The sequence below is a fragment of the Antarctobacter aquimaris genome (genome assembly GCF_900184945.1).
Taxonomy (GTDB): domain Bacteria; phylum Pseudomonadota; class Alphaproteobacteria; order Rhodobacterales; family Rhodobacteraceae; genus Maliponia; species Maliponia aquimaris.
In genome coordinates, this window is record NZ_FXYF01000002.1 from 243,066 (window position 1) to 269,049 (window position 25,984).

At 68.2% G+C, this 25,984-nt stretch carries 24 protein-coding genes and 1 pseudogene; 10 read left to right on the forward strand and 15 right to left on the reverse strand.

Annotated features, from left to right (window positions below; all coding sequences use genetic code 11):
* Window positions 1–4 precede the first annotated feature (4 nt).
* From ntrX to dusB, 5 genes are all read right to left on the reverse strand, one after another.
* The gene (gene ntrX, locus MAA8898_RS03905; protein ID WP_094019674.1) at window positions 5–1,420 is read right to left on the reverse strand and encodes a nitrogen assimilation response regulator NtrX; all 1,416 of its coding nucleotides are present in this window, start codon (window positions 1,418–1,420) and stop codon (window positions 5–7) included.
* A gap of 30 nt (window positions 1,421–1,450) precedes the next feature.
* A complete protein-coding gene (locus MAA8898_RS03910) occupies window positions 1,451–3,718 on the reverse strand; it encodes a sensor histidine kinase NtrY-like (RefSeq protein ID WP_094019675.1) in 2,268 nt (755 codons plus the stop codon).
* Window positions 3,719–3,849: 131 nt separating this feature from the next.
* Entirely contained in the window at window positions 3,850–5,220 is a 1,371-nt protein-coding gene (locus tag MAA8898_RS03915) for a response regulator (RefSeq protein WP_094019676.1), read from the reverse strand.
* Window positions 5,221–6,309, reverse strand: a complete 1,089-nt coding sequence (locus MAA8898_RS03920; RefSeq protein ID WP_094019677.1) for a two-component system sensor histidine kinase NtrB — start codon at window positions 6,307–6,309, stop codon at window positions 5,221–5,223.
* Entirely contained in the window at window positions 6,306–7,286 is a 981-nt protein-coding gene (dusB, locus tag MAA8898_RS03925; RefSeq protein WP_094019678.1) for a tRNA dihydrouridine synthase DusB, read from the reverse strand. The genes MAA8898_RS03920 and dusB overlap by 4 nt, the downstream gene beginning before the upstream one ends.
* Before the next feature lie 197 nt (window positions 7,287–7,483).
* On the opposite strand from dusB, the gene MAA8898_RS03930 reads away from it, so the two are divergent.
* From MAA8898_RS03930 to MAA8898_RS03945, 4 genes are all read left to right on the forward strand, one after another.
* Window positions 7,484–8,614, forward strand: coding sequence for a bifunctional 2-C-methyl-D-erythritol 4-phosphate cytidylyltransferase/2-C-methyl-D-erythritol 2,4-cyclodiphosphate synthase (locus MAA8898_RS03930; RefSeq protein WP_094019679.1), 1,131 nt, complete (start codon window positions 7,484–7,486; stop codon window positions 8,612–8,614).
* Window positions 8,611–9,096, forward strand: a complete 486-nt coding sequence (locus tag MAA8898_RS03935) for a phosphatidylglycerophosphatase A family protein (RefSeq protein WP_094019680.1) — start codon at window positions 8,611–8,613, stop codon at window positions 9,094–9,096. The genes MAA8898_RS03930 and MAA8898_RS03935 overlap by 4 nt, the downstream gene beginning before the upstream one ends.
* Complete coding sequence (locus MAA8898_RS03940; RefSeq protein ID WP_094019681.1) at window positions 9,093–9,560, forward strand: CinA family protein; 468 nt, start codon at window positions 9,093–9,095, stop codon at window positions 9,558–9,560. The genes MAA8898_RS03935 and MAA8898_RS03940 overlap by 4 nt, the downstream gene beginning before the upstream one ends.
* A gap of 222 nt (window positions 9,561–9,782) precedes the next feature.
* Window positions 9,783–10,961 carry an ammonium transporter gene (locus MAA8898_RS03945; RefSeq protein ID WP_094019682.1) on the forward strand — a complete coding sequence of 393 codons (1,179 nt, stop codon included), beginning with the start codon at window positions 9,783–9,785 and terminating at the stop codon, window positions 10,959–10,961.
* Between the two features lie 220 nt (window positions 10,962–11,181).
* On the opposite strand, the gene MAA8898_RS03950 is transcribed toward MAA8898_RS03945, so the two are convergent.
* The 3 genes from MAA8898_RS03950 to MAA8898_RS03960 form a co-directional block, all read right to left on the reverse strand.
* The gene (locus tag MAA8898_RS03950) at window positions 11,182–12,432 is read right to left on the reverse strand and encodes an MmgE/PrpD family protein (RefSeq protein WP_094019683.1); all 1,251 of its coding nucleotides are present in this window, start codon (window positions 12,430–12,432) and stop codon (window positions 11,182–11,184) included.
* A gap of 59 nt (window positions 12,433–12,491) precedes the next feature.
* Window positions 12,492–12,926, reverse strand: a complete 435-nt coding sequence (locus tag MAA8898_RS03955; protein ID WP_094019684.1) for a hypothetical protein — start codon at window positions 12,924–12,926, stop codon at window positions 12,492–12,494.
* Between the two features lie 102 nt (window positions 12,927–13,028).
* Window positions 13,029–13,427 carry a PaaI family thioesterase gene (locus MAA8898_RS03960; RefSeq protein WP_094019997.1) on the reverse strand — a complete coding sequence of 133 codons (399 nt, stop codon included), beginning with the start codon at window positions 13,425–13,427 and terminating at the stop codon, window positions 13,029–13,031.
* A 72-nt stretch (window positions 13,428–13,499) separates the two neighbouring features.
* On the opposite strand from MAA8898_RS03960, the pseudogene MAA8898_RS03965 reads away from it, so the two are divergent.
* Window positions 13,500–14,306, forward strand: a pseudogene (locus tag MAA8898_RS03965) (enoyl-CoA hydratase); the annotation flags it as partial.
* Window positions 14,307–14,372: 66 nt separating this feature from the next.
* Here the strand turns inward: MAA8898_RS03965 and MAA8898_RS03970 are convergent.
* The gene (locus MAA8898_RS03970; RefSeq protein WP_094019686.1) at window positions 14,373–14,813 is read right to left on the reverse strand and encodes a GFA family protein; all 441 of its coding nucleotides are present in this window, start codon (window positions 14,811–14,813) and stop codon (window positions 14,373–14,375) included.
* 248 nt (window positions 14,814–15,061) lie between these two features.
* On the opposite strand from MAA8898_RS03970, the gene trmFO reads away from it, so the two are divergent.
* From trmFO to gluQRS, 3 genes are read left to right on the forward strand one after another with little or no spacing between them, the layout of a single operon-like run.
* Window positions 15,062–16,426, forward strand: a complete 1,365-nt coding sequence (gene trmFO / locus MAA8898_RS03975; RefSeq protein ID WP_094019998.1) for a methylenetetrahydrofolate--tRNA-(uracil(54)-C(5))-methyltransferase (FADH(2)-oxidizing) TrmFO — start codon at window positions 15,062–15,064, stop codon at window positions 16,424–16,426.
* Between the two features lie 12 nt (window positions 16,427–16,438).
* Window positions 16,439–17,044 carry a class I SAM-dependent DNA methyltransferase gene (locus tag MAA8898_RS03980; protein ID WP_094019687.1) on the forward strand — a complete coding sequence of 202 codons (606 nt, stop codon included), beginning with the start codon at window positions 16,439–16,441 and terminating at the stop codon, window positions 17,042–17,044.
* Window positions 17,041–17,919, forward strand: coding sequence for a tRNA glutamyl-Q(34) synthetase GluQRS (gene gluQRS / locus MAA8898_RS03985; protein WP_094019688.1), 879 nt, complete (start codon window positions 17,041–17,043; stop codon window positions 17,917–17,919). Before MAA8898_RS03980 ends, gluQRS begins: the two co-directional genes overlap by 4 nt.
* A gap of 26 nt (window positions 17,920–17,945) precedes the next feature.
* On the opposite strand, the gene hisI is transcribed toward gluQRS, so the two are convergent.
* A complete protein-coding gene (gene hisI, locus MAA8898_RS03990) occupies window positions 17,946–18,323 on the reverse strand; it encodes a phosphoribosyl-AMP cyclohydrolase (protein ID WP_094019999.1) in 378 nt (125 codons plus the stop codon).
* Between the two features lie 48 nt (window positions 18,324–18,371).
* On the opposite strand from hisI, the gene MAA8898_RS03995 reads away from it, so the two are divergent.
* Both MAA8898_RS03995 and MAA8898_RS04000 read left to right on the forward strand, forming a co-directional pair.
* Complete coding sequence (locus tag MAA8898_RS03995) at window positions 18,372–18,824, forward strand: iron-sulfur cluster assembly scaffold protein (RefSeq protein WP_094020000.1); 453 nt, start codon at window positions 18,372–18,374, stop codon at window positions 18,822–18,824.
* A 189-nt stretch (window positions 18,825–19,013) separates the two neighbouring features.
* On the forward strand, window positions 19,014–19,916 hold the full coding sequence (locus MAA8898_RS04000; protein WP_245853234.1) for a methyl-accepting chemotaxis protein: 903 nt from the start codon (window positions 19,014–19,016) through the stop codon (window positions 19,914–19,916).
* Window positions 19,917–20,102: 186 nt separating this feature from the next.
* Here the strand turns inward: MAA8898_RS04000 and MAA8898_RS27045 are convergent, their stop codons facing one another.
* The 5 genes from MAA8898_RS27045 to sciP form a co-directional block, all read right to left on the reverse strand.
* Complete coding sequence (locus tag MAA8898_RS27045) at window positions 20,103–20,225, reverse strand: hypothetical protein (RefSeq protein WP_281252830.1); 123 nt, start codon at window positions 20,223–20,225, stop codon at window positions 20,103–20,105.
* Window positions 20,226–20,396: 171 nt separating this feature from the next.
* Window positions 20,397–22,487 carry an ATP-dependent DNA helicase RecG gene (gene recG, locus MAA8898_RS04005; RefSeq protein ID WP_094019690.1) on the reverse strand — a complete coding sequence of 697 codons (2,091 nt, stop codon included), beginning with the start codon at window positions 22,485–22,487 and terminating at the stop codon, window positions 20,397–20,399.
* Complete coding sequence (ligA, locus tag MAA8898_RS04010) at window positions 22,484–24,763, reverse strand: NAD-dependent DNA ligase LigA (protein ID WP_094019691.1); 2,280 nt, start codon at window positions 24,761–24,763, stop codon at window positions 22,484–22,486. Before ligA ends, recG begins: the two co-directional genes overlap by 4 nt.
* Window positions 24,764–24,847: 84 nt before the next feature.
* Window positions 24,848–25,564, reverse strand: coding sequence for a response regulator transcription factor CtrA (gene ctrA / locus MAA8898_RS04015; protein WP_094019692.1), 717 nt, complete (start codon window positions 25,562–25,564; stop codon window positions 24,848–24,850).
* A gap of 93 nt (window positions 25,565–25,657) precedes the next feature.
* The gene (gene sciP / locus MAA8898_RS04020) at window positions 25,658–25,936 is read right to left on the reverse strand and encodes a CtrA inhibitor SciP (protein ID WP_094019693.1); all 279 of its coding nucleotides are present in this window, start codon (window positions 25,934–25,936) and stop codon (window positions 25,658–25,660) included.
* Window positions 25,937–25,984: the final 48 nt, after the last annotated feature.

Here is a 25,984-nt window from a genome sequence, read left to right on the forward strand (position 1 = left end):
GGCCTCAGGACGCGTCGATGTACTGGTCGTCCAGGTGCGCGATGCGCGCGCCCGACTTGGCCGAGGTCACGACCCCCAGCGACTTCAGCTTGCGGTGCAGCGCCGACCGCTCCATCCCGACAAACGACGCGGTGCGCGAGATGTTGCCGCCAAAGCGGTTGATCTGCGTCAGCAGGTACTCGCGCTCGAAGGCTTCGCGCGCCTCGCGCAGCGGCAGCGTCGCCAGCGTGCCCGACAGCACCACGCGGCCCTCCTCGCCCTCGCCCGGGCCGGTGTCCTGCGGCAGTTCGCGCGCCTCGATCGGGCCGGTGCCGTCGCCCAAGATCAGCACCCGTTCCACCAGGTTCTTGAGCTGGCGCACGTTGCCCGGCCAGGTCATGGTCTGCATCAGCGCCACCGCTTCCTCGGTCAGCTTGCGCACCGGCAGCCCCTGCGAGCGGTGGCAGAGGTCGATGAAATGCCCCGCCAGCACCGGGATGTCCTCGCGCCGCTCGGCCAGCGACGGCACGGCGATCGGCACCACGTTCAGCCGGTGATACAGTTCCTCGCGGAACCGCCCGGCGGCAATCTCGGTCTGCAAATCGCGGTTGGTGGACGAGATCACCCGCAGGTCGACCCGCACCTTGTCGTTGCCGCCGACCCGGGTGAACTGCTGGTCGACCAGCACGCGCAGGATCTTGGACTGGGTCCCCACCGGCATGTCGGCGACCTCGTCGAAATAGATCACCCCGCCGTGCGCCTGTTCCAGCAGCCCCGGCTCGACCCCGCGTTTCGACGTCTCGCGGCCGAACAGCATGGCCTCCATCATCTCGGGTTCGACCCCGGCGCAGTTGACGGTGACAAAGGGAGCGCGGGCGCGGTTCGACTGGGCGTGGATATAGCGCGCGGCGACCTCCTTGCCGCTGCCCGCGGGGCCGGTCAGCATCACCCGTCCGTTGGATTTGGTGACCTTGTCCAGCTGGCCCAGCAGCGCCCGGAACGACGCGCTTTCGCCGATCATCTCGGCCGCCTTGACCTCGCCGCGTTTCAGCTGCTGGTTCTCGCGCCGCAGGATCGAGGTCTCCATCGCCCGGCGGATCACCACCAGCAGCTGGTCGATGTTGAACGGCTTCTCGATGAAATCGTAGGCGCCCTGCTTGATCGCCGCCACGGCGATCTCGATGTTGCCGTGGCCGGAGATGATGACCACCGGGATATCGGGGTTGTCGCGCTTGACCGCCTTGAGGATGTCGATCCCGTCCATCTTGCTGTCCTTCAGCCAGATATCCAGGATCAGCAGCGCGGGCGGCTCGGCGTTGATCTCGGCCATGGCCTCCTGGCTGTTGCCCGCCAGCCGCGTGCCATAGCCCTCGTCCTCGAGGATGTCGCCGATCAGTTCGCGGATGTCACGCTCGTCGTCTACGATCAGGATGTCGCTCATCTCTGCTGCCTCTCTGTCATGTCTTCGTTCTCAAACGTCTTCCAGTGCGGCCGCCTGCGGCGGCGGGTCTTCGGGCGGCGCCGCGCGGGTCAGCGGCAGCCGCACGACGGCCATGGCGCCCGGGTGGGCGCCCTCGGCAAAGGCCGGCGCGTCTTCCAGCGCCAGCGTTCCGCCATGTTCCTCGATGATCTTCTTGACGATCGGCAGGCCCAGGCCGGTGCCCTTGTCCCGCGTCGTCACGTAGGGTTCGAACAGCCGCGCGCGGTCCTCGGGCAGGCCGATGCCGTTGTCCATGATGCGGATCACCGCGCGGCCGTCCTCGATCCCGGCGGTGATGCGGATCTCGGGGGCATAGCCCTCGGGCGCGCCGGTCTCGCGCAGCGTCTCGGTCGCCTCGCCGGCGTTCTTGATCAGGTTCAGGAACGCCTGCCCGCCGATCATGTCGGCATCCAGGTCGGCCCACATCGGCGTCTCGGGGATCTCGGTGACAAAGCGCACGCCGGGCTGGCCACTTTCCTGAAGGCTGACGGCATGACGCAGCAGCTGGCCGATGTCCTCGGGCTTGCGGTCCGGCTCGGGCATCCGGGCAAAGCGCGAAAACTCGTCGACGATGCGTTTCAGCGTCTCGGTCTGGCGCACGATGCGGTCGGTCAGGTCGATCACCTTCTCGGCCTGCTTGTCGTCCAGCTTGCCGGCGAATGTGCGCTGGATGCGCTCGGCCGACAGCTTGATCGGCGTCAGCGGGTTCTTGATCTCGTGCGCGATGCGCCGGGCGACATCGCCCCAGGCCGCCATGCGCTGCGCGCTGACCAGGTTGGTCACGTCGTCAAAGGCCACCACGTAGCCTTCCAGCGACCGGTCCTCGCGCCGCCGCGTGGCGACCCGCACCAGCAGGTGTTCCAGCCGGCCTTCGCGGCTGACCTTCACCTCTTCCTGCGCGGTCTCCACCATCTCGGCCCGCAGCCGGTCGAACAGCGCGCCGAACTCCGGCACCGCCACGCCCAGCGGCACCGCGCGGTGCGTCTCGTGCCAGCCCAGCAGCCGCTCGGCCGAGCGGTTGACAAAGGTCACGCGCCCTTCGGCGTCCAGCCCCACCACCCCCGAAGTGACCGAGGACAGCACCGAATCGAACAGCCGCTGGCGGCGCTCGATCTGGCGGGTGTTCTCCAGCAGCGTTTCGCGCTGCGCCTTCAGCTGCCGGGTCATCTGGTTGAAGTAGCGCCCCAGCATGGAAATCTCGTCGTCGCCCTCTTCCTCCTGCACCTGCACGTCGAGGTCGCCGCCGCCGACGCGCTGCGCCGCCCCGGTCAGCCGGCCCACCGGGCGGCTCAGCCGCTCGGCAAACCACAGCCCCGCCCAGGTCGCCGCCAGGATCAGCAGCATGGCAAAGCCCAGGTACAGCAGCGCAAAGTCGAACAGCCGCCGGCCGCGCTCGGTCTCCTGCTGCTGGTAGAACCGCGCGGTTTCCTGCGTCTCGTCCAGCAGGTTGAGGATCTGCCCGTCCACGTCGCGGCTGACGTACAGGTAACGGTCGGCAAAGGCGTCCAGCGGCAGCAGGGCGCGGAATTCGTTGTTGTCCCAGTCGGGGATGACGGTCACGCCCTCGGCGTCGGCGCGCAGGAAATCGGTCCGCGAGGGGCGCTCGAAATCGAACAGGTAGGACCGTTCGCCGCGCGCCCGGATCTCGCCCGCGCCGTCGATGACAAAGGCCTCGCGCAACCCGCGCTGGATCTGGCTCTGGCCCTGGCTCAGGATCTGGCGCAGCTCGCCGTCGTCCATCACCGTGTTGGCGCGGCGGTTGGCGTCCAGAAAGGCGCCAAGTGCCACCGCGTCCTGGATCAGCCCGGCGCGACTTTCCTCCTCGTAGGCCTCGGCGGCGGCCAGCGACGCGCCCACCACGTTCTGCACCCGGCTGGAAAACCAGGTCTCGAGACCGATGTTGATGGTCAGCACGGCAAAGACGGCGACCGTCACCGTCGGCAGCAGCGCCATCATGGCAAAGGCCGCGGTCAGCCGCAGGTGCAGGCGTGACCCCGCCGATTGCGCCCGCCGGTCGGCCACCATGCGCGCCACCCGCGCCAGCACCAGCGCCGCCAGCAGCAGCACGTAGACCAGGTCCGCCAGCAGCACCAGCCGCAGGCTCAGCGCCGCCGCGCCCTGGTCCAGCGGGCCCAGCACCATGAAGGTGGCAAAGGCCAGCACCGGCCCCAGCGCCACCAGCAGCAACGCCACGACATTCTGGAACAACCGCGTGCGCCGCAGTCGGGTAATCTGCGCCCAGGTCAGGGACCCAAACATAAAGCGTGCCCGCGTGGCCACAGCCAACCCTCGTCAATGCGCTGGGATTCGGGGGTCCGATCCCGGCAACCGCCAGATATTGTGGCCTTCTCACAACGCCGAGGCGTCGGGGCCACAGTTCTGTGGCCCTTTTACATCAACTTGCGGCGGCGTGTCACGCGAATATCAAGGTCGGTGATTTTCTTGCGCAGGGTATTGCGGTTGATGCCCAGAAGGTCGGCGCATTTGGCCTGGTTTCCGCCCGTCGCCTCCAGCGCGATCTCGATCAGCGGGCCTTCGACCTCTTTCAGGATTCGCGTATACAGCCCCGCCGGCGGCAGCATCGCGCCGTGCAGGTCAAAGTAGCGCCGCAGGTGGCGGCTCACGCTCTCGCCCAGCTTGTCGCCGTCGCCGCCGCGCAGCATGGGGCCGGTCTCGGGCTGGCTGCCCAGCACCGCCTCGACCTCGGCGCGGGTGATCTCCTCGGCGCGGCTGGTCAGCGACAGGCGGCGGATGGCGTTTTCCAGCTGCCGCACGTTGCCCGGCCAGGAATAGACCCGGAACAGGTCCGCCGCGCCACTCGACAGCCAGCGTTTCGGCGCGCCCTCGCGCTCGGCCCGGTTGAGGAAATGCTCCGCCAGCAGCGGGATGTCCTCCACCCGCTCGCGCAAGCTGGGCACCGCGATCGCCGCGCCGTCCAGCCGGTAGAACAGGTCCTGCCGCACGCGGCGGTCCTCGATCAGCGTTTGCGGGTCGCGCTGCGACGACGCCAGGAACCGCGGCGCATGGTCCCCCGGCACGTCCATCATCCGCACGAGGCGCGCCTGCATCTCGTCCGGGATGTCGGCGATCTCGTCGATCATCAGCGTACCGCCCTTGACCCGCGCCAGCACCCGCGCCGGTCCGTCCAGGTCCGCGAGGTCCGCCGCCGTCACGGTGACAAAGGGCAGCGTGCGCCGGTCGCTGAAATCATGCAGCGCGCGGGCGATCAGCGATTTTCCGGTGCCGCTCTCGCCGGTGATCAGCACCGGCAGGTCGGTGTTCATCACCTTGGCCACCAGCCGGTACAGCCCCTGCATCACCGGCGTCTTGCCGACCAGCGGCAGCTCGTCCGGCTCGTCCGCACCCACCACCTTCTCGTCGCGTCGCGGCTGCTTGTTGCGGTTCTCCAGCGCCCGCGCGGTGCGCTTCATCAGGTCGGGCAGGTCGAACGGCTTGGGCAGGTAATCGTAGGCCGCCGCCTCGGCGGCCTGGATCGCCGTCATGATGGTGTTCTGCGCCGAAATCACGATCACCGGCAGGCCGGGCCGGTCGGCGGCGATTTTCGGCAGCATTTCCAATCCGTTGCCATCCGGCATGACGACATCGGAAATGACCACGTCACCCTTGCCCTCGGCCACCCAGCGCATCAGCGTCGTCAGGCTCGAGGTGGCATGCACCTTGCATCCCGCGCGGGTCAGCGCCTGCGTCAGAACGGTGCGGATCGTGCGGTCGTCGTCAGCGACCAGGACTGTGCCATCCATTTAACTGCTCTCCTTTTGCGCCACGGGGGCCCGTGGCAGGGAAATCCGAAAGACCGTGCGCCCCGGCACGCTGTCGACCGAGATCCAGCCGCCATGGTCCGAGATGATCTTGCTCACCAGCGCCAGCCCCAGCCCGGTGCCGTTCTCCTTGCCCGACACGAAGGGGTCGAATATGTCGCCCTTGATGTCCGGCGGCAGGCCCGGGCCGTCGTCGATGATCTCGATCTGCAAGGGCAGTGTCTGGCCGCTGCCATCGGCACGGCGCAGGCGGAAACTGTGCTCGTAGAAGGTGTGCAGCCGGATCGTGCCGCCCTCCTGCGGGCTGGCCGCCTCCGAGGCGTTCTTGATCAGGTTCAGCACCACCTGCAACAGCTGGTCGGGATCGCCATGGGCCATCGGCAGCGAGGGGTCGTAATCCTCGATGATCTTCATGTGCGCGCCGAATCCCAGCAGCGAAGAGCGCCGCGCGCGGTCCAGCACGTCGTGCAGGTTGACCTCGCGCAGTTCCGGCGGCGACAGGTTGCCGAACTGCTCGACCTGCTCCAGCAGCTTCACGATGCGCCGGGTCTCGGCCACGATAAGTTCCGTCAGTTCAAGGTCTTCGGGGCCAAGGCTCATGCTGACCAGCTGCGCCGCCCCGGCGATGCCGGCGAGCGGGTTCTTGATCTCGTGCGCCAGCATCTCGGCCATGCCGATGGCCGACTTGGCCGAGGATTTCGCCGAATGGCTCTGCGTCATCCGCCCGGCCAGCTCGCGCGGGGAAATCAGCATGACCATCCAGCCCGGCCTGCCCGCCAGCGGCGCAATCTGCAGGTTGCACACCAGCGGCGCGCGCGCTCCCGTGCCCACGTCCACGTCGTTGACGAACAGCGGCGTGCCGAACTCGCGGGCGCGGGCAAAGCTTTCTTCCAGCGGCGCATCCACCGCCAGCCGGTCCCACAGCGGCTGATCCTTCAGCCACTTGGCCGAGTTGTTCATGAAGCCTTCGGCGGCGGGGTTCAGGTCGCCGATGCGGTCCTGGTCGTCGATCAGGATCGCCGGCACCGGCAGCGACGACCAGATGTCCCTGTCCAGCTCGCCCCGGCTCATGCCGCCACCGTCTGTGCCGTCATCGCCTCGGGGATCAGGCGCAGCACCTGGCCGGTGTCGCGCTCGGTCAGCAGGCGCTGGCGCAGGCCGGGGGCGGTGCCCGCCGCGTCCATGTACCAGCCCAGGTGCTTGCGCGCGACGCGGTTGCCCAGCGTCTGGCCGTAGAACCCCAGCATCGCCTCGTAGTGGCCCGCCACCATGTCGGCCAGCGCGCGGCCCGTCGGCACCTGCGGCGCGGGCGTGCCATAGAGCGCATGCGCCACCTCGGCCAGCCGCCAGGGCGCGCCCTGCGCGCCACGCCCGATCATCACGCCAGCCGCGCCCGACTGCGCCAGCGCGCGGCGGGCGCTTGTGGCGTCAACCACATCTCCATTCGCAATCACAGGCACTTGCACGGCGTCCCTCACCTTGCGAATGGCGGCCCAGTCGGCCGCTCCCTTGTAGAACTGGCAGCGCGTGCGGCCGTGGATCACCACCATCCGCACCCCCGCGCCCTCGGCCCGCCGCGCCAGATCGGGCGCGTTCAGACAGTCGTCGTCCCAGCCCAGCCGCGTCTTCAGCGTCACCGGCAGGTCGACCGCCGCCACCACCGCCTCGATCAGCCGCAGCGCGTGGTCCGGCGCCCGCATCAGGGCCGAGCCGGACCAGCCGCCCGTCACCTTCTTGGCCGGGCAGCCCATGTTGATGTCGATCACCCGCGCGCCCATGTCGGCCACCATCCGCGCCGCCTCGGCCATCGGCCCCGGCTCGCGCCCGGCGATCTGCACCGAGGTGTTCTCGATCTGCGCGCCCAGCTCGGCCTTTTCCCGCGTGCCGGGACGCGCGGTCAGGAACTCGCCGCTGGCGATCATCTCGGACACGACGAGACCCGCGCCGAAACGCGACACCAGTGAACGAAAGGGCAGATCGGTGATTCCCGCCAGCGGCGCCAGCAAAACGGGTACGGTGATCCGCCGATCTCCAAGATCAAAGCCCAAATGCCCGGTCCTTGTGCGATGGCGACAGGTTATCCCTTGCCCGCCAGAAGTAGTCCGAACCCCGGTGGTCCACAATGTTTCGCGCCGGTTTTGCAAGCGCCACGTCGGCGAATGCCCAAAAATCGGGCACCACCCCCGCCAGATTGCGCCGCGCCGCGCCAGCGCCTATGAACAGCCCTGTCAGGGACAGGGGACCGATGCGCACAGCCTTTCTATTCGTTGCGGCCGGACGCGGGACGCGCGCCGGGGGCGGCACGCCGAAACAGTGGCGCGACCTCGCCGGCCGCCCCGTGGCGCGCTGGACGCTCGAGGCCTTTGCCGGGCGCGGCCCCTTGGCGCTGGTGATTCACCCCGACGACCGCGCCATCGCGCAGGACGCCTGCGCCGGGCTGGAGGTCACGCTGGTCCACGGCGGCGCCGACCGCGCCGCCTCGGTCCGCGCGGGGCTCGAGGCGCTGGCGCCGCAGGCCCCCGACCGCGTGCTGATCCACGACGTCGCCCGCCCCTGCGTGCCGCCCCACGTCATCGACGCCGTCATCGCCGCGCTCGACAGCCACCCCGGTGCGGCCCCCGCGCTGCCGGTCAGCGATGCGCTCTGGCGCGGCGAGGCCGGGCTTGTCTCCGGCACCCAGGACCGCGACCGGCTGTATCGCGCGCAGACCCCGCAAGGCTTTGACTTTGCCCGCATCCTGGCCGCCCACCGCGCCAACACCGGCGCCGCGGCCGATGACGTGGCCGTGGCCCGCGCCGCCGGTCTGGACGTGGCCATCGTTGCCGGCGACGAACGCAATCTCAAGATCACCACGCCGGGCGACTTCGCCCGCGCCGAACAGCTTCTGCGAGGACAGATGGACATACGCCTTGGCAACGGCTTTGACGTGCACGCCTTCGAAGAGGGCGACGCCGTCATCCTCTGCGGTGTGCACGTGCCGCACGATCGCAGGCTCACGGGCCATTCCGACGCCGATGTCGGCATGCACGCCGTCACCGACGCGATCTACGGCGCGCTGGCCGAGGGCGACATTGGCCGCCACTTCCCGCCCTCCGACCCGCAGTGGAAGGGGGCCGCCAGCGAGATCTTCCTGCGCCACGCCGTCGACCTCGCCCGTACACGCGGCTACGCCATCTCCAACGTCGACCTCACGCTGATCTGCGAACGCCCCAAGATCGGCCCCCATGCCAGCGCGATGCAGGCCGAGATGGCGCGCATCATGGGGCTGGAGCCGGGCCGCGTCTCGGTCAAGGCGACCACGTCCGAACGGCTCGGTTTCACCGGGCGCGAAGAGGGGATCGCGGCGCTGGCCACCGCGACGCTGGTGGCGTCATGAGGTGGGTCGCGTCATTGGGCGGCGTCGGCTACCTGCGCCCCGCGCCGGGCACCTGGGGGTCGCTCGCCGCCCTGCCGCTGGCCTATGGCATCCACCAGCTGGGCGGCTTCTGGCTGCTGCTGAACCTAACCTTCTTCGCCTTCATCACCGGCCTGATGGCGGTGCAGAAACTCACCGCCCAAGGCGCGGGCGACGATCCCTCCTGGGTCGTGATCGACGAACTGGTCGGCCAGTGGATCGCCCTGTTTCCCGTCAGTTACGGCGCGATGCTCATGTCGGTCGAGGTCTGGAGGCTGTGGCCCGGCTGGGTCGCGGGGTTCGTGCTGTTCCGCCTGTTCGACATCTGGAAACCCTGGATCATCGGCCGCGTCGACCGCTGGCACACGCCGCTGTCGGTGATGCTGGACGACGTGCTGGCCGGGGTCTTTGCCGCCCTCGTGGCCATCGTCCTCGCCGGCCTCGCGCATGGGGTGCTGATGTGAGCCTCGCCGCGCAACTCCTTGACCTCGCCCGGCAAAAACGCGCCACCGTCACCACGGCCGAAAGCTGCACCGGCGGCAAGGTTGCCGCCGCGATCACCGATATCGCCGGGTCCTCCGACATCTTCCAGCGCGGCTTCGTGACCTATTCGAACCTGGCCAAGACCGAGATGCTGGGCGTCACCCCCGCCACGCTGGAGGCGCACGGCGCGGTATCCGAACAGGTCGCCGCCGAAATGGCGACAGGGGCCCGCCGCGCGGCGGGCGCGACCGTCGCCGTCGCCATCACCGGCATCGCCGGTCCCGGCGGATCGGAGTTCAAGCCCGAAGGCCGCGTCTGCTATGGCCTCGCCACCGCCGACAAAGTGACCACTGAAACCATCGAACACGGCGCATTGGGCCGCGCCCAGGTCCGCGCAGCGGCGACCGAGCACGCCTTGACCCTGCTGCTGTCGGCGCTGCGCTGAACGCCATGGCACACGCCCAACGCCCAGACCGGCCTCCCCACCCGATGCCGCGCCAGAGTCGTTCGCGCAACGCCGCCCATTTGCGCATTCCGGAGATTACCCGCCCAATTTGAGGGCAGTTCGCGAAATGCCCGCCTTCTGTCCGGCCCCGACGCCTCTTGCCGCTTTTTTCCGCAGCAATTTCCGGCTCTCTGCCCTGCTATCAACGGAGGGAGATCGGAAATGAACGGAGCGGATACCGCCTGGATCATCGTGGCAACGGCGCTTGTGCTGTTCATGACGTTGCCGGGGCTGGCGCTGTTTTACGGCGGCCTCGTGCGGGCGCGCAACGTGCTCAGCGTCTTCATGCATTGCTACGCCATCGCCTGCCTGATGAGCGTGCTGTGGCTGGTGGCGGGCTATTCCATCGCCTTCGGCGACGGGGGCGCGCTCTGGGGCGGGCTGGGCAAGGCCTTTCTCAACGGCATCGACGCCGACACCCTGTTCGGCACCCTGCCCGAGGTGCTGTTCTTTGCCTTCCAGATGACCTTTGCCATCATCACCCCGGCGCTGATCGTCGGCGCCTATGTCGAACGGGTCGGCTTTGGCTTTGTGCTGATCTTTTCCTCGCTCTGGATGCTGCTGTGCTACGCGCCGGTGGCGCATTGGGTCTGGGGCGGCGGGTTGCTGGCCGGAGACGCGCCGCTTTTCGGCGCGGCGGTCAGGGACTTCGCCGGCGGCATCGTGGTGCATGAAACCGCCGGTCTCGCGGCGCTGATCCTGGCCATCTTCCTCGGCCCGCGCCGCCACCGCACCACGCCGCCGCACAACCCCGGCTACGTGATGATCGGCGCGGCGATGTTGTGGGTCGGCTGGTTCGGCTTCAACGGCGGCTCGCAGCTGGCGGCCGATGGCGGGGCGGCCATGGCGATCACGGTGACGCATCTGTCGGCCGCCGCCGCCTCGCTGACCTGGGCGCTGTGGGAACGCATCAAGTTCGGCCGCGCCTCGCTGGTGGGCCTGGTGACCGGCACCATCGCCGGCCTCGCCTCGATCACCCCGGCCTCCGGTTTTGTCGGCCCGGTGCAGGCGCTGATCATCGGTGCCGTGGCCGGCATCCTGTGCCAGGAGGCGGTCAACCTGATCCGCAACACCTTCAAGATCGACGACACGCTGGACGTCTTTGCCGTGCACGGCGTCGGCGGCATCTTCGGCACGCTGATGATCGCGGTCTTTGGCCTGGGGTCCTGGGCGGCGCAGCTGGGTTCGCTGGTGGTGGTGGGGGTCTTCACCACGGTGGTGACCATCGCGCTGATCTTCGTGGTCAAGGCGATCGTGCCGCTGCGCGTCGACCAGGAGACCGAGGTCAACGGCCTCGACATCTCGGTCCACGGCGAACGCGCCTACGACCACGCGAGCTGATCCATCCTTGACCGGCACGAAAACGGGCCCCCTTGCGGGCCCGTTATTCATGACCCGCCCGATGGCACGGGCGTCAGCCCGGGCCGCGCCCGACCCTCCCCCCGGGAGGGCGCATTGGCGATGTCGTAGACAGCACGCCCGTCACAGGGCGTGAAAAGCACACCACCCAATCCAACGCGTCCAAAGCGCCCACCCAGGCTCGGGCGCGCCCCTCCGCTCCCTATCCCATGACACCGACAAACCCCGCCCGGTCCCCGCCCGTGATCGCCTGCCAGACCGCCTCGGCCCGCGCCGCGCCGATCAGCGCCGCCGCCTTGGCGCGCAGCCGCACCGTCCGCGCCTCCAGCGTCATCGGCGCCTCCAGGTCGAACACCGCGCGTTGCCCGTCCACCGTGACCACGGCCTCGGTCTCCTTCAGGTCGTCGCGCGGCTCTACCGTCACCCGCTCGCGCAGCGCCACGACTGCCGGATCGACGCACAGAGCGTCCGAATAGGTCTCCAGCGCCGCCGTGTCGTGGCCCAGCAGCGCCAGCGCCACCACCATGCGATAGCTGAACTTCGCCTCCAGCCCCGAGGCGGGCGCGGGAATGTTGCACACCGTCAGCCAGCGCGGATGCGTCTGCACCGTCACCGCCTGCACCGTCTCGGGCGCCGTCATCGTCGCCAGCGCCTCCAGCGTCGCGTGCAGCCCGTGGCAGCAGGCGTGGAACTTGTGGCTGAGGCTCTCCAACAGCGCGCCTTCGGGCTGCGCCACCGCCCCGTCGCACATATGCGTCTGGACAAATCCGTTGACCCCGTCCAGCGCCAGCGGGTTCGACACGAATCCGCGCGCCGCCAGCAGCGCCGCCTCGACCCCGTTGGCCGCCGCGATCCCGGCGTTATACGGCTTGCCCATGGTGCCGAACTGCGACTTCAGCCCCGAGGCGCGCGTCGACACCAGCCCCAGTGCGTGCCCCGTCTGACCTTCGTCCAGACTCAGCAGCCGCGCCGCCGCGACGCAGGCGCCGAAGGCCCCCGCCGTGGCCGTCTGGTGATAGCCCGCCTGGTAATGCCCCCGGCCAAAGCGCAGCCCGAACCGGACCGAAGCTTCGGCCCCCAGCCGCGCTGCCGCGAGGATCTCGGGCAAGGGCAGGTCCAGGTGCTCCCCCAACGCCAGTGCTGCGGGCAACACCGCCACCGACGGGTGGCCGATATGGGCGAAATGCGTGTCGTCGTAGTCCAGCGCGTGCGAGGCCGCGCCGTTGACCAGCGCCGCCGCCCGCATCGGCACCCGCCCGCCGCCAAACACCTGCGCCTGCGCCGCGCCGCCCTCGTCCTCGACCAGCGCGCGGGTCAGCCGCGCCACCGGCTCGTCCCGCCCGGCGATGCCGCAGGCCATCCAGTCCAGCGCCGACAGCGCCAGCATGGCGCGCGCGGCCTCGGTGTCGGCCGCCTCGGCGGCGGCAAGGATGGGGTCAAAGGGGGTGGTCATCTGCGGCGCTCCCGTCTGGCTGCGGGCCGCACCTTAGGCGAAAGCCGGGCAAGGTAAAGTCACCGCAGGGCGCGATAGCCCCTTGCCGCCTCTCCCGCCGTTCCACCCCGCGCCGCAGGCGCGGGCCCGCCCGGCAATCCGCGCGGCACCGGCACGTCGCCCCGCGCGCCCAGCGAGGGGCGCACAGGCACCACCGGCGCCTCACGCTCGCGCGGCATCGGCTCGCGGTTCAGCCCGTTCAGCGCGGAGGCCACTAGCGCCCCGGTCTGGCTGGTGGAGACGACCGGCGGCGGCGCCGGGATCGGCAGCTGCCCCGTGGGCCGCAGCACCGCGCCTGTCGCCAGGGGCGCCCCGGCGCCAAACGGGGCTGCGCCGCTGGACGTGGTCCCGCCCATCTGCGCCTGCCCGGGCGGCACCGGCCGCACCGGTTTGACCTCGCCTTGCGACGACACGGGCAGGGACATCAGGGCGACATGGTTGAACACGGCAGGCATGGGTCGGATCCGGTCTCAGGTAACGGTCCGTCAAGACATAGGCCGGGAATCGGGCAACTCCGGGGCATCCCCCCGCTTTCGCCGTGCGTGGTTAACGCGCCCCTACCCCCGGCGCGGCGGAATCGCGTAGGTCAGCGAGGCATGCGCCAGCGGCTTGGCCTCGCCCTCGCTGAACAGCAGCACGTCCGTCACCGACAGCGACCGGCCCAGCTTCAGCACCCGCGCCTCCGCCAGCACGTCGACCCCGGCCGCCGGCTTGCGCATGAAGTCGATCGAGCAATGCGTCGTCACCGTCAGCGGCTCGCGCCCGATGCGGGCCAGCGTCGCGACATAGGCCGACACGTCCGCCAGGCTGAACATCGCCGGGCCGGACACCGTGCCGCCGGGGCGCAGGTGCGCGTCCTGACTCAGCAGCCGCATCACCAGCAGCTCCTCGTCCAGCCGGTCGATCCCGAACATGCCCCGCACCTGCGGAAAGATCTCGTCCAGGTAGGGCATCATCTCGTCGGCCCGGATCTTCAACGTCAACGGCTTTCCTCCTCTGCTGCGCGCAGGTAATCTGCGCAAAACCCGGAGGACAAGATGGAACTCTTGCAACGTTGCGACAGCGGGCACATCGCCCACCTGCACATGAACGCGCCCGAGCGGCTGAATGCCCTCTCGGACGAGATGCTGGCCGCCCTCCAGGCCCAGATCGATGCGCTGGCGCAGGACCGCACGATCCGCGTGGTGGTGATCTCGGGCGCGGGCAAGGCGTTCTGCGCCGGCCACGACCTGAAACAGATGCAGGCCGGGCGGCAGGCCGAGGACGGCGGCAAGGCCTATTTCGCCGATCTCTTCACCCGCTGCGCCCGCGTCATGACCGGGCTGACCCGCCTGCCCCAGCCGGTGATCGCGCAGGTCCACGGCATCGCCACGGCGGCGGGCTGCCAGATGGTCGCCTCCTGCGACATGGCCGTGGCGGCCGAGGGCACGCGCTTTGGCGTGAACGGCGTCAACATCGGCCTGTTCTGCTCCACCCCCATGGTGGCGCTCACCCGCAACATCCCGCGCAAGAAGGCCTTCGAGATGCTGACCACCGGGCGTTTCCTGAGCGCCGAGGAGGCCGAGCGCGCCGGGCTGGTCAACAAGGTCGTGCCCGCCGACGAGCTGGCGCAGGCCACGCAGGAGCTGGCCGAAACGGTTGCGGGCAAGCTGACGGCGGCGGTCAAGATCGGCAAATCCGCCTTTTACGAGCAGATGACCATGGATCTCGACGCCGCCTACGCCTTTACCGGCGCCAACATGGTCGACAACATGCTGTGGCGCGACACCAACGAAGGCATCGCCGCCTTCCTGGAAAAACGCGCGCCCGACTGGCAGGACCGCCAGGGCGACTGACACGCCCCATCAGGCGGCACACGCTCCCCGTATGCCGCCCCTCGATCTTATCCGGTTCGCGCGAGCTCAGGCCCCGGTGGGCCAGACGAAATCGGGCCGCAGCGCGTCGTAGACCGGACGGCCGTCCGACGGCTTGGCATAGCCTTTGCTCTCGTCCCAGAACGCATGGTAGGTCGCGGCCGGGAATGCGGCATCGTCGTAGCCCATGACATTCGGCACGGCGACGCGGATCCGCTTCACCTTGTCGTCCAGCATCAGCGCCGCGCCGCAGTCCGAGCAGGTGCACAGCTCCAGCGGCCCGTTCGGGTTGTCCTTGTTGAACGGCTGCCGGGCGATCTTCTCGGGGTGATCCACCTTGAGGTCGCCGTAGTTGAAAAACGCCACATGCGTATGCTGCTGGCCGGTGACGGCCTTGCAGACGTTGCAGTGGCATTCGTGGTTGTCGATGGGTTCGGCATTCGACGTCACGTGAACGTGGTCGCATCCACCCTGATACTTGCTGGCCATCGTGTCCTCCCTGTTTTGACAACGCCAGGTCTGGCGTCGGCGGTCGTCACTCCGGCAATGTCGAGTGGCCGCACACCGAGTCTGGCGCAACGACGATTTTGGCGCAACATCGACTCATGTCTGTCTCGGGCGGGATCCGGGCGTCGTGAGTTTTGTACAAAACGACATTTTTCGCGTACAAGACGTACAAAACGTACAAACTCCGGCGCCGCCTTGGCAGGCGTGCCCGGATGCTCTAGATGCGCGGCATGACACAGGAATTGCATATCGTCGGCGGCGGCATGGCCGGCTCCGAAGCCGCCTGGCAGGCGGCCAACATGGGCGTGCGCGTGGTGATCCACGAGATGCGCCCCAAGGTAAAGACCTTTGCGCATCAGACTGGAAACTTTGGGGAAATGGTCTGTTCAAACTCGTTCCGCTCGGACGATTCCGAACAGAACGCCGTGGGCCTGCTGCACTGGGAGATGAGGCAGGCCGGCGGCCTGATCATGCAGACCGCCCAGACCCACCGCCTGCCCGCCGGCGGCGCCTTGGCCGTGGACCGCGAAGCCTTTGCCCAAAGCGTCACAGACGCCCTGACCGCCCACCCCAACATCTTGATTTCAAACGAAGAAATCACGGAACTACCGTCCGAAGGCCAATGGATATTCGCCACCGGCCCGCTGACCTCCGCCGCCCTGGGCGAGGCGATCCAGCACGAAACCGGGGCGGACCGGTTGGCCTTCTTCGACGCTATCGCGCCCATCGTCTACGCCGAAAGCATAGATATGTCAGTGGCTTGGCGGCAATCCCGCTATGACAAGGGCGAAACGGACGCCGAACAGAAGGCCTATCTCAACTGCCCGATGACCAAGGACCAGTACGAAGCCTTCATCGACGCGCTTCTCGCAGCCGAGAAAACCGAATTTCATGAAGGAGAAACAGCAGGTTACTTCGACGGCTGCCTGCCGATCGAGGTCATGGCCGAACGCGGCCGCGAAACCCTGCGCCACGGCCCGATGAAGCCGGTCGGCCTGACCAACGCGCACAAGCCCGAGCAGAAGCCTTACGCCGTGGTCCAGCTGCGCCGCGACAACGCGCTCGGCACGCTCTACAACATCGTCGGCTTCCAGACCAAGATGAAGTATGGCGCGCAAGCCTCTGTTTTCAAGATGATCCCCGGACTTGAGAATGCCAGTTTCGCGCGCCTCGGCGGGATCCACCGCAACACCTTTCTCAACAGCCCGACGCTGCTGGACGCGCAGATGCGCCTGCGCTCCCGGCCCAACATCCGCTTTGCCGGCCAGGTGACGGGCGTCGAAGGCTACGTCGAATCCGCCGCCATGGGCCTGCTCGCCGGCCGCATGGCCGCGTCCGAGATCCTCGGCCGACCCTTGCCCGAAGTGCCGCAGGACAGCGCCCACGGCGCCCTGATCCACCACATCACCGGCGGCGCCGAGGCCAAGACCTTCCAGCCGATGAACGTCAACTTCGGCCTGTTCCGCCCGCTCGAAGGCCTGCGGGGCGGCCGCAGGGGCCGGCGCGACCGCTACAAGGGCTACACCGACCGCGCCAAGGCAGTCTGGGAGGTCTGGCTGGCGCAACAGGGGGTTGACGGACAGGCGGCAGAGTAGAACCCTGTCGCCATGAGCGATCCGTATTTCGACAAGGTCTACAAGGCCCGCAGCGAGGAAGAGACCCGCGCGCTCTACGACGGCTGGGCCGCGACCTATGAACAGGCCATGGCCGACGAAGGCTATGCGACCCCCGGCCGCTGCGCCCAGGCGCTGCGTGCCCTGATGCCCGACAGCGCGGCGCCGATCCTGGATTTCGGTTGTGGATCAGGGCTTTCCGGGCTGGCGTTAAGGCTCGCGGGGTTCAGCGTGATCGACGGCGTCGACCTCTCGCCGGGCATGTTGGACCGCGCGCGGGACAAGGGCGTCTACCGCAGCCTCGCGCCGATCGGTCCCGGCGATCCGGTGCCCGAGGGCTATGCCGCCATCGCCGCCATCGGCGTGATCGGCGCGGGTGCGGCCCCGCTGGCGGCGCTCGACCGGATCTTCGACGCGCTGGCGCCGGGCGCGAAATGTGTCTTTTCCTTCAATGACCACACGTTGGAAGACCCCGCCTTCGAGGGCCGCATCGATGCGCTGATCGCCGATGGCACCCTGCGCCAGCTGTTCCGCGAACACGGGCCCCACCTGCCCGGCAAGAACATCGGCTCCACCGTCTACGTGCTTGAAAAAGCGTGACCTTCATCACCCGCTTTGCCCCGTCGCCCACCGGTCCGCTGCATCTGGGCCATGCCTATTCGGCGCTGCTGGCGCACGACTTGGCGCGCGCCGCGCAGGGGCGTTTCCTGCTGCGGATCGAGGACATCGACACCACCCGCTCGCGCCCCGAGTGGGAGCGGCAGATCTACGACGACCTCGCCTGGCTGGGCATCACCTGGGACGCGCCGCCGGTGCGGCAGTCCGACCGCGCCGACACCTACCGCGACGCCTTGCAGACCCTCTGGTCGCGTGGGCTGCTCTATCCCTGCACCTGCACCCGGCGCGACATTGCCGCCGCCGTCTCGGCCCCGCAGGAGGGCGCCGAGCCGCCGCAGGGACCGGACGGGCTGATCTACCCCGGCACCTGTCGCCACCGCTTTGCCCGCGACACCGCCGCGCCACCCGAGGGCATGGCGCTGCGCCTCGACATGCAGGCGGCGCTGGACACCATCGGCCCCCGCGCCATGGCCTTCACCGAGACCGGTCCCACCGGCTCCACGCCCCGCCCCGTCCCGCTGGGGGACCTGACATCAACCGTGGGAGATATCGTCCTGTCCCGAAAGGACTTTCTGGGGTCATACCATCTCTCTGTGGTGCTTGACGACGCCACCCAACAGATCACCCACGTGATCCGCGGCAAAGACCTGTTCGAGGCGACCCGCATCCACGTCCTGTTGCAGGTCGTGATGGACCTGCCGACCCCCACCTACCTGCACCACCGCCTGATCCGCGATGACCAGGGTCGCCGCCTTGCCAAGCGCGACGATGCCCGCGCCATCGCCCTCTACCGCGCCGAAGGGCTCAGACCGCAGGATATCCGCGCGAAAGTCGGCCTGCAAGCCGCTGTTTCTTAGAAATATAAATGGGCTCGCAGAGCACCTCAGCCAACCAAAGGCGCCATCAGTTCCACTTCCTTGCCGTCCCGCCCCGCCGTGTAGAAACACGACCGCCGGTTGGTGTGGCACGCGGGCCCGGTCTGCCGCACCACCGCCAGCAGGCAATCGCGGTCACAATCGACGCGCAGGTCGACCAGTTCCTGCACATGCCCCGACGACTCGCCCTTGATCCAGAAGGCCTGCCGCGAGCGCGACCAATAGGTCACGCGCCGCGTCTCCAGCGTGCGCGCCACCGCCTCGGCGTTCATCCAGGCCATCATCAGCACCGCGCCGCCCTCATCCTGCGCGATGCAGGGAACGAGGCCGCGGTCATCATACTTTAGGCTAGAGGGATCGAAGGGCATGGGAAAAACCTTTTGCATCGGCAGGACCACCGCCTATGTATGGGGAACGCGACGCAGGAGAAAGCCATGTCCGGCGAAACCGACCTGATCAAGCTCTATTCCGGGCGAATCCTCGCGCTGGCCGCGGACATCCCGCACAACAGCCGGCTGGACCATCCGCAGGCAACGGTTAAAAAGCGCTCTCCGCTGTGCGGATCGACCGTCACCGTGGACCTGACCATGAAGGACGGCAAGGTCGCCGCGTTCGGGCAGGACGTGAAGGCCTGCGCGCTGGGACAGGCGGCGGCCTCGGTCGTGGGCGGGGCCATCATCGGCTGCACGCCCGAGCAGATCCTGGAGGCCCGCGACGCGCTGCGCGCCATGCTCAAGGAAGATGGGCCGACACCGCCCGCCCCCTTTGACGACCTCGAGGTCTTGCGCCCCGCCGCCGCGTTCAAGAATCGCCACGCCTCGATCCTGCTGGCGCTCGAAGCGGCCAGCGAGGCGGTTCAGGAAGCCCGTCAATCGCATTCGGCTTGATCGCCTGTTGGGGCTTTCTCCGCTAAAGAGGAGCCGCAACAGGGACAGGCCGCGAAACACGGTCCAGAGCTTTCCGGTCCGGACGAGACGTCCGGGCAGCTGTCACAGCTGACGCGTGCCGCGACGGGTCTGTGTCGGGAAACCGTCGATATCGGCGGGTTTCTTCAGGATCTTGACGCGCGCTCTTCCGTGCAGCTGCGGGAATTGTCACAGGTCGGCCAGCAGACACTGGACCTGTCCGTGGTCGGCGTGCGCATGCAGGCTTCTCTCCACGCCATGGTCGACATGGCAGAGGCCATCCTGGCGCAGGTGCAGGGATCGGTTCGGATGATCCGTGAGGCCGGTCACAACTCGCAGGCCCTGGCGGAATGGGTGCGCGCGGTCCACGCCGGCGGCACCGAGGTCGAGGACATGCTGCGCACCGTGCCGACCTCCAACACGCTGATTTCCGACATCGCCTGGCAGATGCACATCCTTGCCGTCAACGCCAAGATCGAGGCAGCGCGCCGGTGTTTCACGCTGACCGACACCTCGGAGCCGATCCTGCAACACGCCGTCGCCCTGGGCGGCAATGGCGAGGACGGGGTCATGATCACCCGTGTCCAGGACCTTTCCGGACAGGTGGCGCTGGTCATGGAGCAGGCGCTGGCCGACGGTCGGATCACCGAAGACGCCCTGTTCGCGCGGATCTACGCCCCCATTCCCCACAGCGATTTGAAACAGGTCCTGGCGCCGTTTACCCGCCTGACGGACGATATCCTGCCACCGATCCAGGAGCCTGCGCTGATGCTGGATGACCGGATCGTGTTCTGCGCGGCGGTCGACCAGAACGGCTACCTGCCGACCCACAACCGCAATTTCTCGCATCCGCAGGGCGAGGATCCGGTCTGGAGGGCCGCCCATTGCCGCAACCGGCGGATCTTTGACGATCGGGTGGGGCTGAAAGCCGGGCGGAACACCAGGCCTTTCCTGCTTCAGGTCTACCGGCGCGACATGGGCGGCGGCACCTTCGTCATGATGAAGGATCTCTGGGCACCGATCCTGCTGCGCGGGCGGCACCGGGGCGGAGTGCGGCTGGCCTACCGGAGCTGAGGGCGGCCCGCACCTCTGACAAAAAAACCGCCGCGCTCCGGGACAGGAGGCGGCGGCAAGGGGCGTGTCAATCCGTGGGTTCCGGGCCGGGTTCGGTTGCAGGCAGGCAAACCGGCTTGGGGACAGGCGGCACATCGGGACAGGGATGCGCCAGACCGGCCCGGTCACGGACACGCAGGCAGAAACTCAGACGACGGACGGCAGGTGCAGCGCACCGAACAGGATCACGGCAAGGGACAGGGCCCCCAGCACGTCCTGCCAGAGGGTCGCGTGCTGGCGGTGAAGGGCGGTTTTGACAGTGTCGATCATGGCGCGTCTCCAATTGTCCGTTTGTTGCACCTTTGTTCTCACATTCTTAACCATATGTAAAGAACTAAGTGAGAACATTTGAGAACAAACTGTGAGAATCGGCGGAACACAGTCCCGTTGAGATCACAGCCATGCAGGCCCCGGCCCGGTGCCCCCTCACCGGGTCGGGTGTCAGCCCACCCCGATCAGCCGGATCGCTTCGTCCTGCCGCATCAGCCACAGCAGCTGCCGCGCCGCCTGGCCGCGCGGGCCGGTCAGCTCCGGGTCCTCGGCCAACAGCCGCCGCGCGTCGCTTTGCGCCACGGCCATCAGCCCGGACTGCCGTTCCAGATCGGCCACCCGGAACCTTGGCAGGCCGGATTGCGCCAGGCCGATCACGTCCCCCGCACCACGCATCTCCAGGTCCACCTCGGCAATGCGAAAGCCGTCCTCGGTCTCGCGCAGCGTGGTCAGCCGCCGCATCCCGCTTTCGGACAGGGGCGGCTGGTACATCAGCAGGCAGGTCGAAGCCGCCTCACCCCTCCCGACGCGTCCGCGCAACTGGTGCAACTGCGCGAGGCCAAAGCTTTCGGCCCGTTCGACCACCATGATCGTCGCGTTGGGCACGTTGACGCCGACCTCGATTACCGTGGTCGCCACCAGCACCGCGGTCTCGCCCGAGACAAAGCGCGCCATGGCCGCGTCCTTTTCGGCCGGGGGCATCTGGCCGTGCACCAGCCCCACGACGCCCTCACCGAGTGCCGCGCGCAGGACCTTGAAGCGCGCCTCGGCCGCAACCAGGTCCGAGCTTTCGCTTTCCTCGACCAGCGGGCAGACCCAGTAGGCCTGCCGCCCCTCGGCGACGGCGCGGCGCAGGTGGTCCACCACCTCCTCCATGCGCTCGTTCGACACCAGCGCGGTCTTGATCGGCTTGCGGCCGGGCGGCTTCTCGTCCAGCACCGAAACCTCCATGTCGCCGTATTGCGCCAGCGCCAGGCTGCGCGGGATCGGCGTGGCCGTCATGACCAATACGTCCGCTGCCGCGCCCTTTTTTCCCAGCTCCATCCGCTGGCGCACGCCAAAGCGGTGCTGTTCGTCGACGATCGCCAGCCGCAGGTCGGAAAACTCCACGTCCGCCTGGAACACCGCGTGGGTGCCCACCAGGATCTGGATGTCGCCACGCGCCAGCGCCGCCAGTTTCGCCGCGCGCTCCGCCCCCTTGTCCCGCCCGGTCAGCAGCTCCAGCACCACGCCCGCGCTTTCCGCCAGCGGCTGCAACCCCTCGAGATGCTGGCGCGCGAGGATCTCGGTCGGGGCCATCATGACCCCCTGCCCGCCCGCCTCGACCGCGATCAGCAGCGCGAGAAAGGCAACCAGCGTCTTGCCCGAACCGACATCCCCTTGCAGCAGGCGATTCATTCGCATCGGCCGCGCCATGTCCTCGGCGATCTCCTCGACCGCGAGGTGCTGCGCCCCGGTCGGCCGGTAGGGCAGCGCGGCCAGCACCTTCTGACGCAGCCGCCCGTCGCCGCGCGTCTCGAACCCCTTGGCGCGCCGCCGCCGCGCCCGGGCCAGCGCAAGTGTGAGCTGGTGCGCCATCAGCTCGTCATAGGCCAGCCGCGCGCGCGCCGGGGCGGTCGGGGCCAGGTCCGGCGCCCCGGTCGGTGCATGCGCAATACGCAGCGCCTCGTTCCAGTCAGGCCAGGCCTCCGCCGCCTTTTGCGGCCCGTCGATCCATTCCGGCAGGTCCGGCACCCGGGTCAACGCGTCGGCCACCGCCCGCGCCATCAGCTTCTGCGTCACGTTGCCGGTCAGCGGATAGACCGGCTCGAACCCCGGCAGGGCTTCGGCCTCATCGGGACGCAGCATGTGGTCGGGGTGGACCATCTGCGGCACACCGTCGAACAGCTCGACCCGCCCAGACAGGATGCGCCGCTGGCCGGCGGGCAGCATCTTGGCGATGTAGTCGCCGCCGCCGTGGAAAAAGACCACCTGGAACCGCGTACGCGCATCGTCCGCCTCGACCCGGTAGGCGCCGCCCTTGCGTGCGGGCGGGCGGTGACGGCCGATCACCGCCTCGACCGTGGCCACCCCAGGCAATTCCGCCTCCAGCACGCTGGCCCGCAGGTGCCGGTCGATCCCCGAATAGGGCAGCGTGAACAGCAGGTCGCGCGGCGTCTCGATCCCGGCGGCCTCCAGCGCCTGCGCCGTCTTGGGGCCGATCCCGTCCAGCCCGGTCAGGTCCGCAAACAGCGGCCAGAGCGCTTCGGGCCGTCCGCTCATCCGCCGATCAGCTCCAGCCAGCCGTCCTCGTCGAGGACCATCAGGCCCAGTTCGCGCGCCTTGGTTTCCTTGCTGCCGGCCCCCGGCCCGGCGACGACGATGTCGGTTTTCTTCGACACAGACCCGGCAACCTTGGCGCCCATCGCCTCGGCCCGCGCCTTGGCCTCGGCCCGGGTCATGCGTTCGAGCGCGCCGGTAAAGACAACGGTCTTGCCGGCGATGGGCGAGCCTTCGGTCGCGGGACGTTCGGCGGCCTGCACGTTCAGATGCGCGGTCAGCCGGTCGATCGAGGCGCGTTCGGCCTCCTGCGCAAAGCTGGTCACCAGGGCGACCGCGACCGTGGCGCCGATGCCGTCGATGCCGGTGATCTCGTCCCAGGCGGCGCGCGCCTCGGGCGGGATCTCTGCCCAGGCAGCCTCGCGGCTTTCCTTGATGCGGGCGCGGCGGCTTTCGCTGGCGGCGGCGCGGCGTTCGGCCTCTTCGGCGGCGTCGGCCTCGCGGTGCGCCCGTGCAGCCGGGCGGGCCGAATCGATGGCGGCAACCAGCGCCTCCAAGGTGCCGAAGTGGCGGGCGAGGTCATTGGCGGCCACCTCGCCGACGTGGCGGATGCCAAGGCCGAAAAGCAGCCGTCCAAGGCCGATGTTGCGGCGTTCGGCGATCGCGGCAAAGAGGTTGGTGGCGGATTTCTCGCCCCAGCCTTCGCGGTTCTTCAACTGCTGGATGCCCGAGCCGTAGCGCGCCTCCAGCGTGAAGATATCCGCCGGTTCGCGGATCCAGCCGTCGGCATAGAACTGTTCGATCTGTTTCGCGCCCAGCCCCTCGATGTCGAAGGCGGCGCGCGAGACGAAATGTTTCAGCTTTTCAACCGCCTGAGCGGGGCAGATCAGGCCACCCGTACAGCGGCGTACGGCATCGCCCTCCTCACGGATCGCATCGCTGCCGCATTGCGGGCAGGTCGTCGGAAAGGCGTAAGGCCGTGTATCCTCGGGGCGTTTCGACAGGTCCACCTCGGCGACCTTGGGGATCACGTCGCCGGCCCGGTAGACCTGCACCCAGTCGCCGACGCGGATGTCCTTGCCGCCGCGGATCGGATTGCCAAGGTTGTCGCGCCCGGCGATGTAATCCTCGTTGTGCAGGGTGGCGTTGGACACCACGACCCCGCCGACCGTCACGGGCGCGAGCCGCGCCACCGGGCTGAGCGCCCCGGTGCGGCCGACCTGGATGTCGATCGCCTCAAGCCGGGTCCAGGCCAGTTCGGCCGGGAACTTGTGCGCGATGGCCCAGCGGGGTGTGGTCGACCGAAAGCCCAGCCGTTCCTGCAACCCGAGGTCATCGACCTTGTAGACCACGCCGTCGATGTCGTAGCCCAGCGTCGCACGCTGCTCTTCGATCCGCGCATAATGCGCCAGCATTTCCTCCGGCCCTTTGCAAAGCTCGGTGAGCGGGTTGGTCCGGAAGCCGAGCGCGCCCAGCCGTTCTATCGCCTGCATTTGCGTTTCGGCCAATGGTTCCGACAGCGCGCCCCAGGAATAGGCAAAGAACCGCAGCGGGCGGGCGCGGGTGATTGCCGGGTCCAATTGGCGCAGCGAACCGGCGGCGGCATTGCGCGGGTTGGCAAAGGTCTTGGCCCCCTGCTCGGTCTGCCGGGTGTTCAGCGCGGCAAAGTCGGCATGGCTCATGTAGACCTCGCCGCGCACTTCGAGGATCTCCGGTGCTCCGTCCAGCCGTTCCGGAATGTCGTCGATCGTGCGGGAATTGGCGGTCACGTTCTCGCCCTCCGTCCCGTCCCCCCGAGTGGCGGCCTGCACCAGCACACCGCTCTCGTAGCGCAGCGACAGCGACAGGCCGTCGATCTTCGGCTCGGCGGTGTAGGCCAGCGGGGCTTCCGCGCCCAACCCCAGGTAGCGCCGGATGGACCTGTCAAAATCGGCAATGTCCTCGTCGGCGAAGGCATTGGCCAGCGACAGCATCCGCACGCTGTGCCGCACCTTTGAAAAGCCCTCCGCCGGGGCCGCGCCAACCTGCTCGGTCGGGCTGTCTTCGCGTTTCAGGGATGGAAACCGCGCCTCGATCTCGGCATTGCGCCGTTTCAGGCGGTCGTACTCCGCGTCGGAAATCTCGGGGGCGTCCTCGGCGTGATAGGCCCGGTCGGCCTCTGCCAGCACAAGCGAAAGAGACGCGAGTTCCTCCCGCGCCTCTTGTTCGGTCAGATCCCCGACCTCCTTGCTCCTCGGATCCCCGGTTCTTTCGGGATCGTCCTGCGGTCTGTCAGCCATCGCCGCCCCTCGCTATCGACACCTGTCAGAGTGATAGGCGCGTGCCCGGGCGAGGTCCAGCGGCTCCGCCGACCGAGGGCAGGGTCAGCCGGTGGCGGCGATGGCCTTCTGTTCCTTCTGCGAAGGTTCGGGATCGCGCAACACGTAGCCACGGCCCCAGACGGTCTCGATGTAGTTGTCGTCGCCGGTCGCTTCCGACAGCTTCTTGCGCAGCTTGCAGATGAAAACGTCGATGATCTTCAGTTCCGGTTCGTCCATGCCGCCGTAGAGATGGTTGAGGAACATCTCCTTGGTCAGCGTGGTGCCCTTGCGCAGGCTCAGAAGCTCCAGCATCTGGTATTCCTTGCCGGTCAGGTGCACCGGCTTGCCGGACACCTCGACCGTCTTCGCGTCCAGGTTGACCGAGACCTTGCCCGTCCGGATCACGGATTGCGAATGCCCTTTGGAGCGGCGGATGATCGCGTGGATGCGCGCCACCAGCTCGTCGCGGTGGAACGGCTTGGTCATGTAATCGTCGGCACCGAAACCGAAGCCCTTGATCTTGGACTGGGTGTCGTCCTCGCCGGTCAGGATCAGGATCGGCGTGTCGATCCGTGCCACCCGCAACTGGCGCAGAACCTCGTGCCCGTTCATGTCCGGCAGGTTCAGGTCCAGCAGGATCAGGTCGTAGTCGTAGAGCTTGGCCAGATCGATCCCCTCCTCGCCCATGTCGGTCGAGTAGACGTTCAGGTTGGCGTGACTCAGCATCAATTCGATGCTTTTCGAGGTGGTCGGATCGTCTTCAACCAGCAAGATACGCATGTCTGTCTCCGGGCACTGTCATTCGGTTGAAGGTAACGTGGTCGAAAAAGGTTAACGCCCCCTTACCATACCCTGAGACGAAAGAATTTCAACTCATGGTTGCCGAAACTTTTGCACGCGGGTGACTTTCAGAGCCTCTTCGCCATGCTGCGTGGCCGCCTTGACCCATTCCAGCAGCTCCTCGTCGCTCAAGGCATAGCGGTCCTTGGCCTGCTCATGGGTGATCAGACCAAAGGTCACCGCCTTGACCACCGCGGCCTTGCGCGAGGCGACCCAGCGTCGGGTTTCGCTCGGCGGCAGGTCGGCCCGGGTCATGGTGCTGCCATCCGGAAGCCTGACCGCGCGCGGACCATCGACCTTCTTGAGATACATGCTGCGCCCTCCTTCACTAAAGGTCAGGGCATAAAGCCACGCACGGTT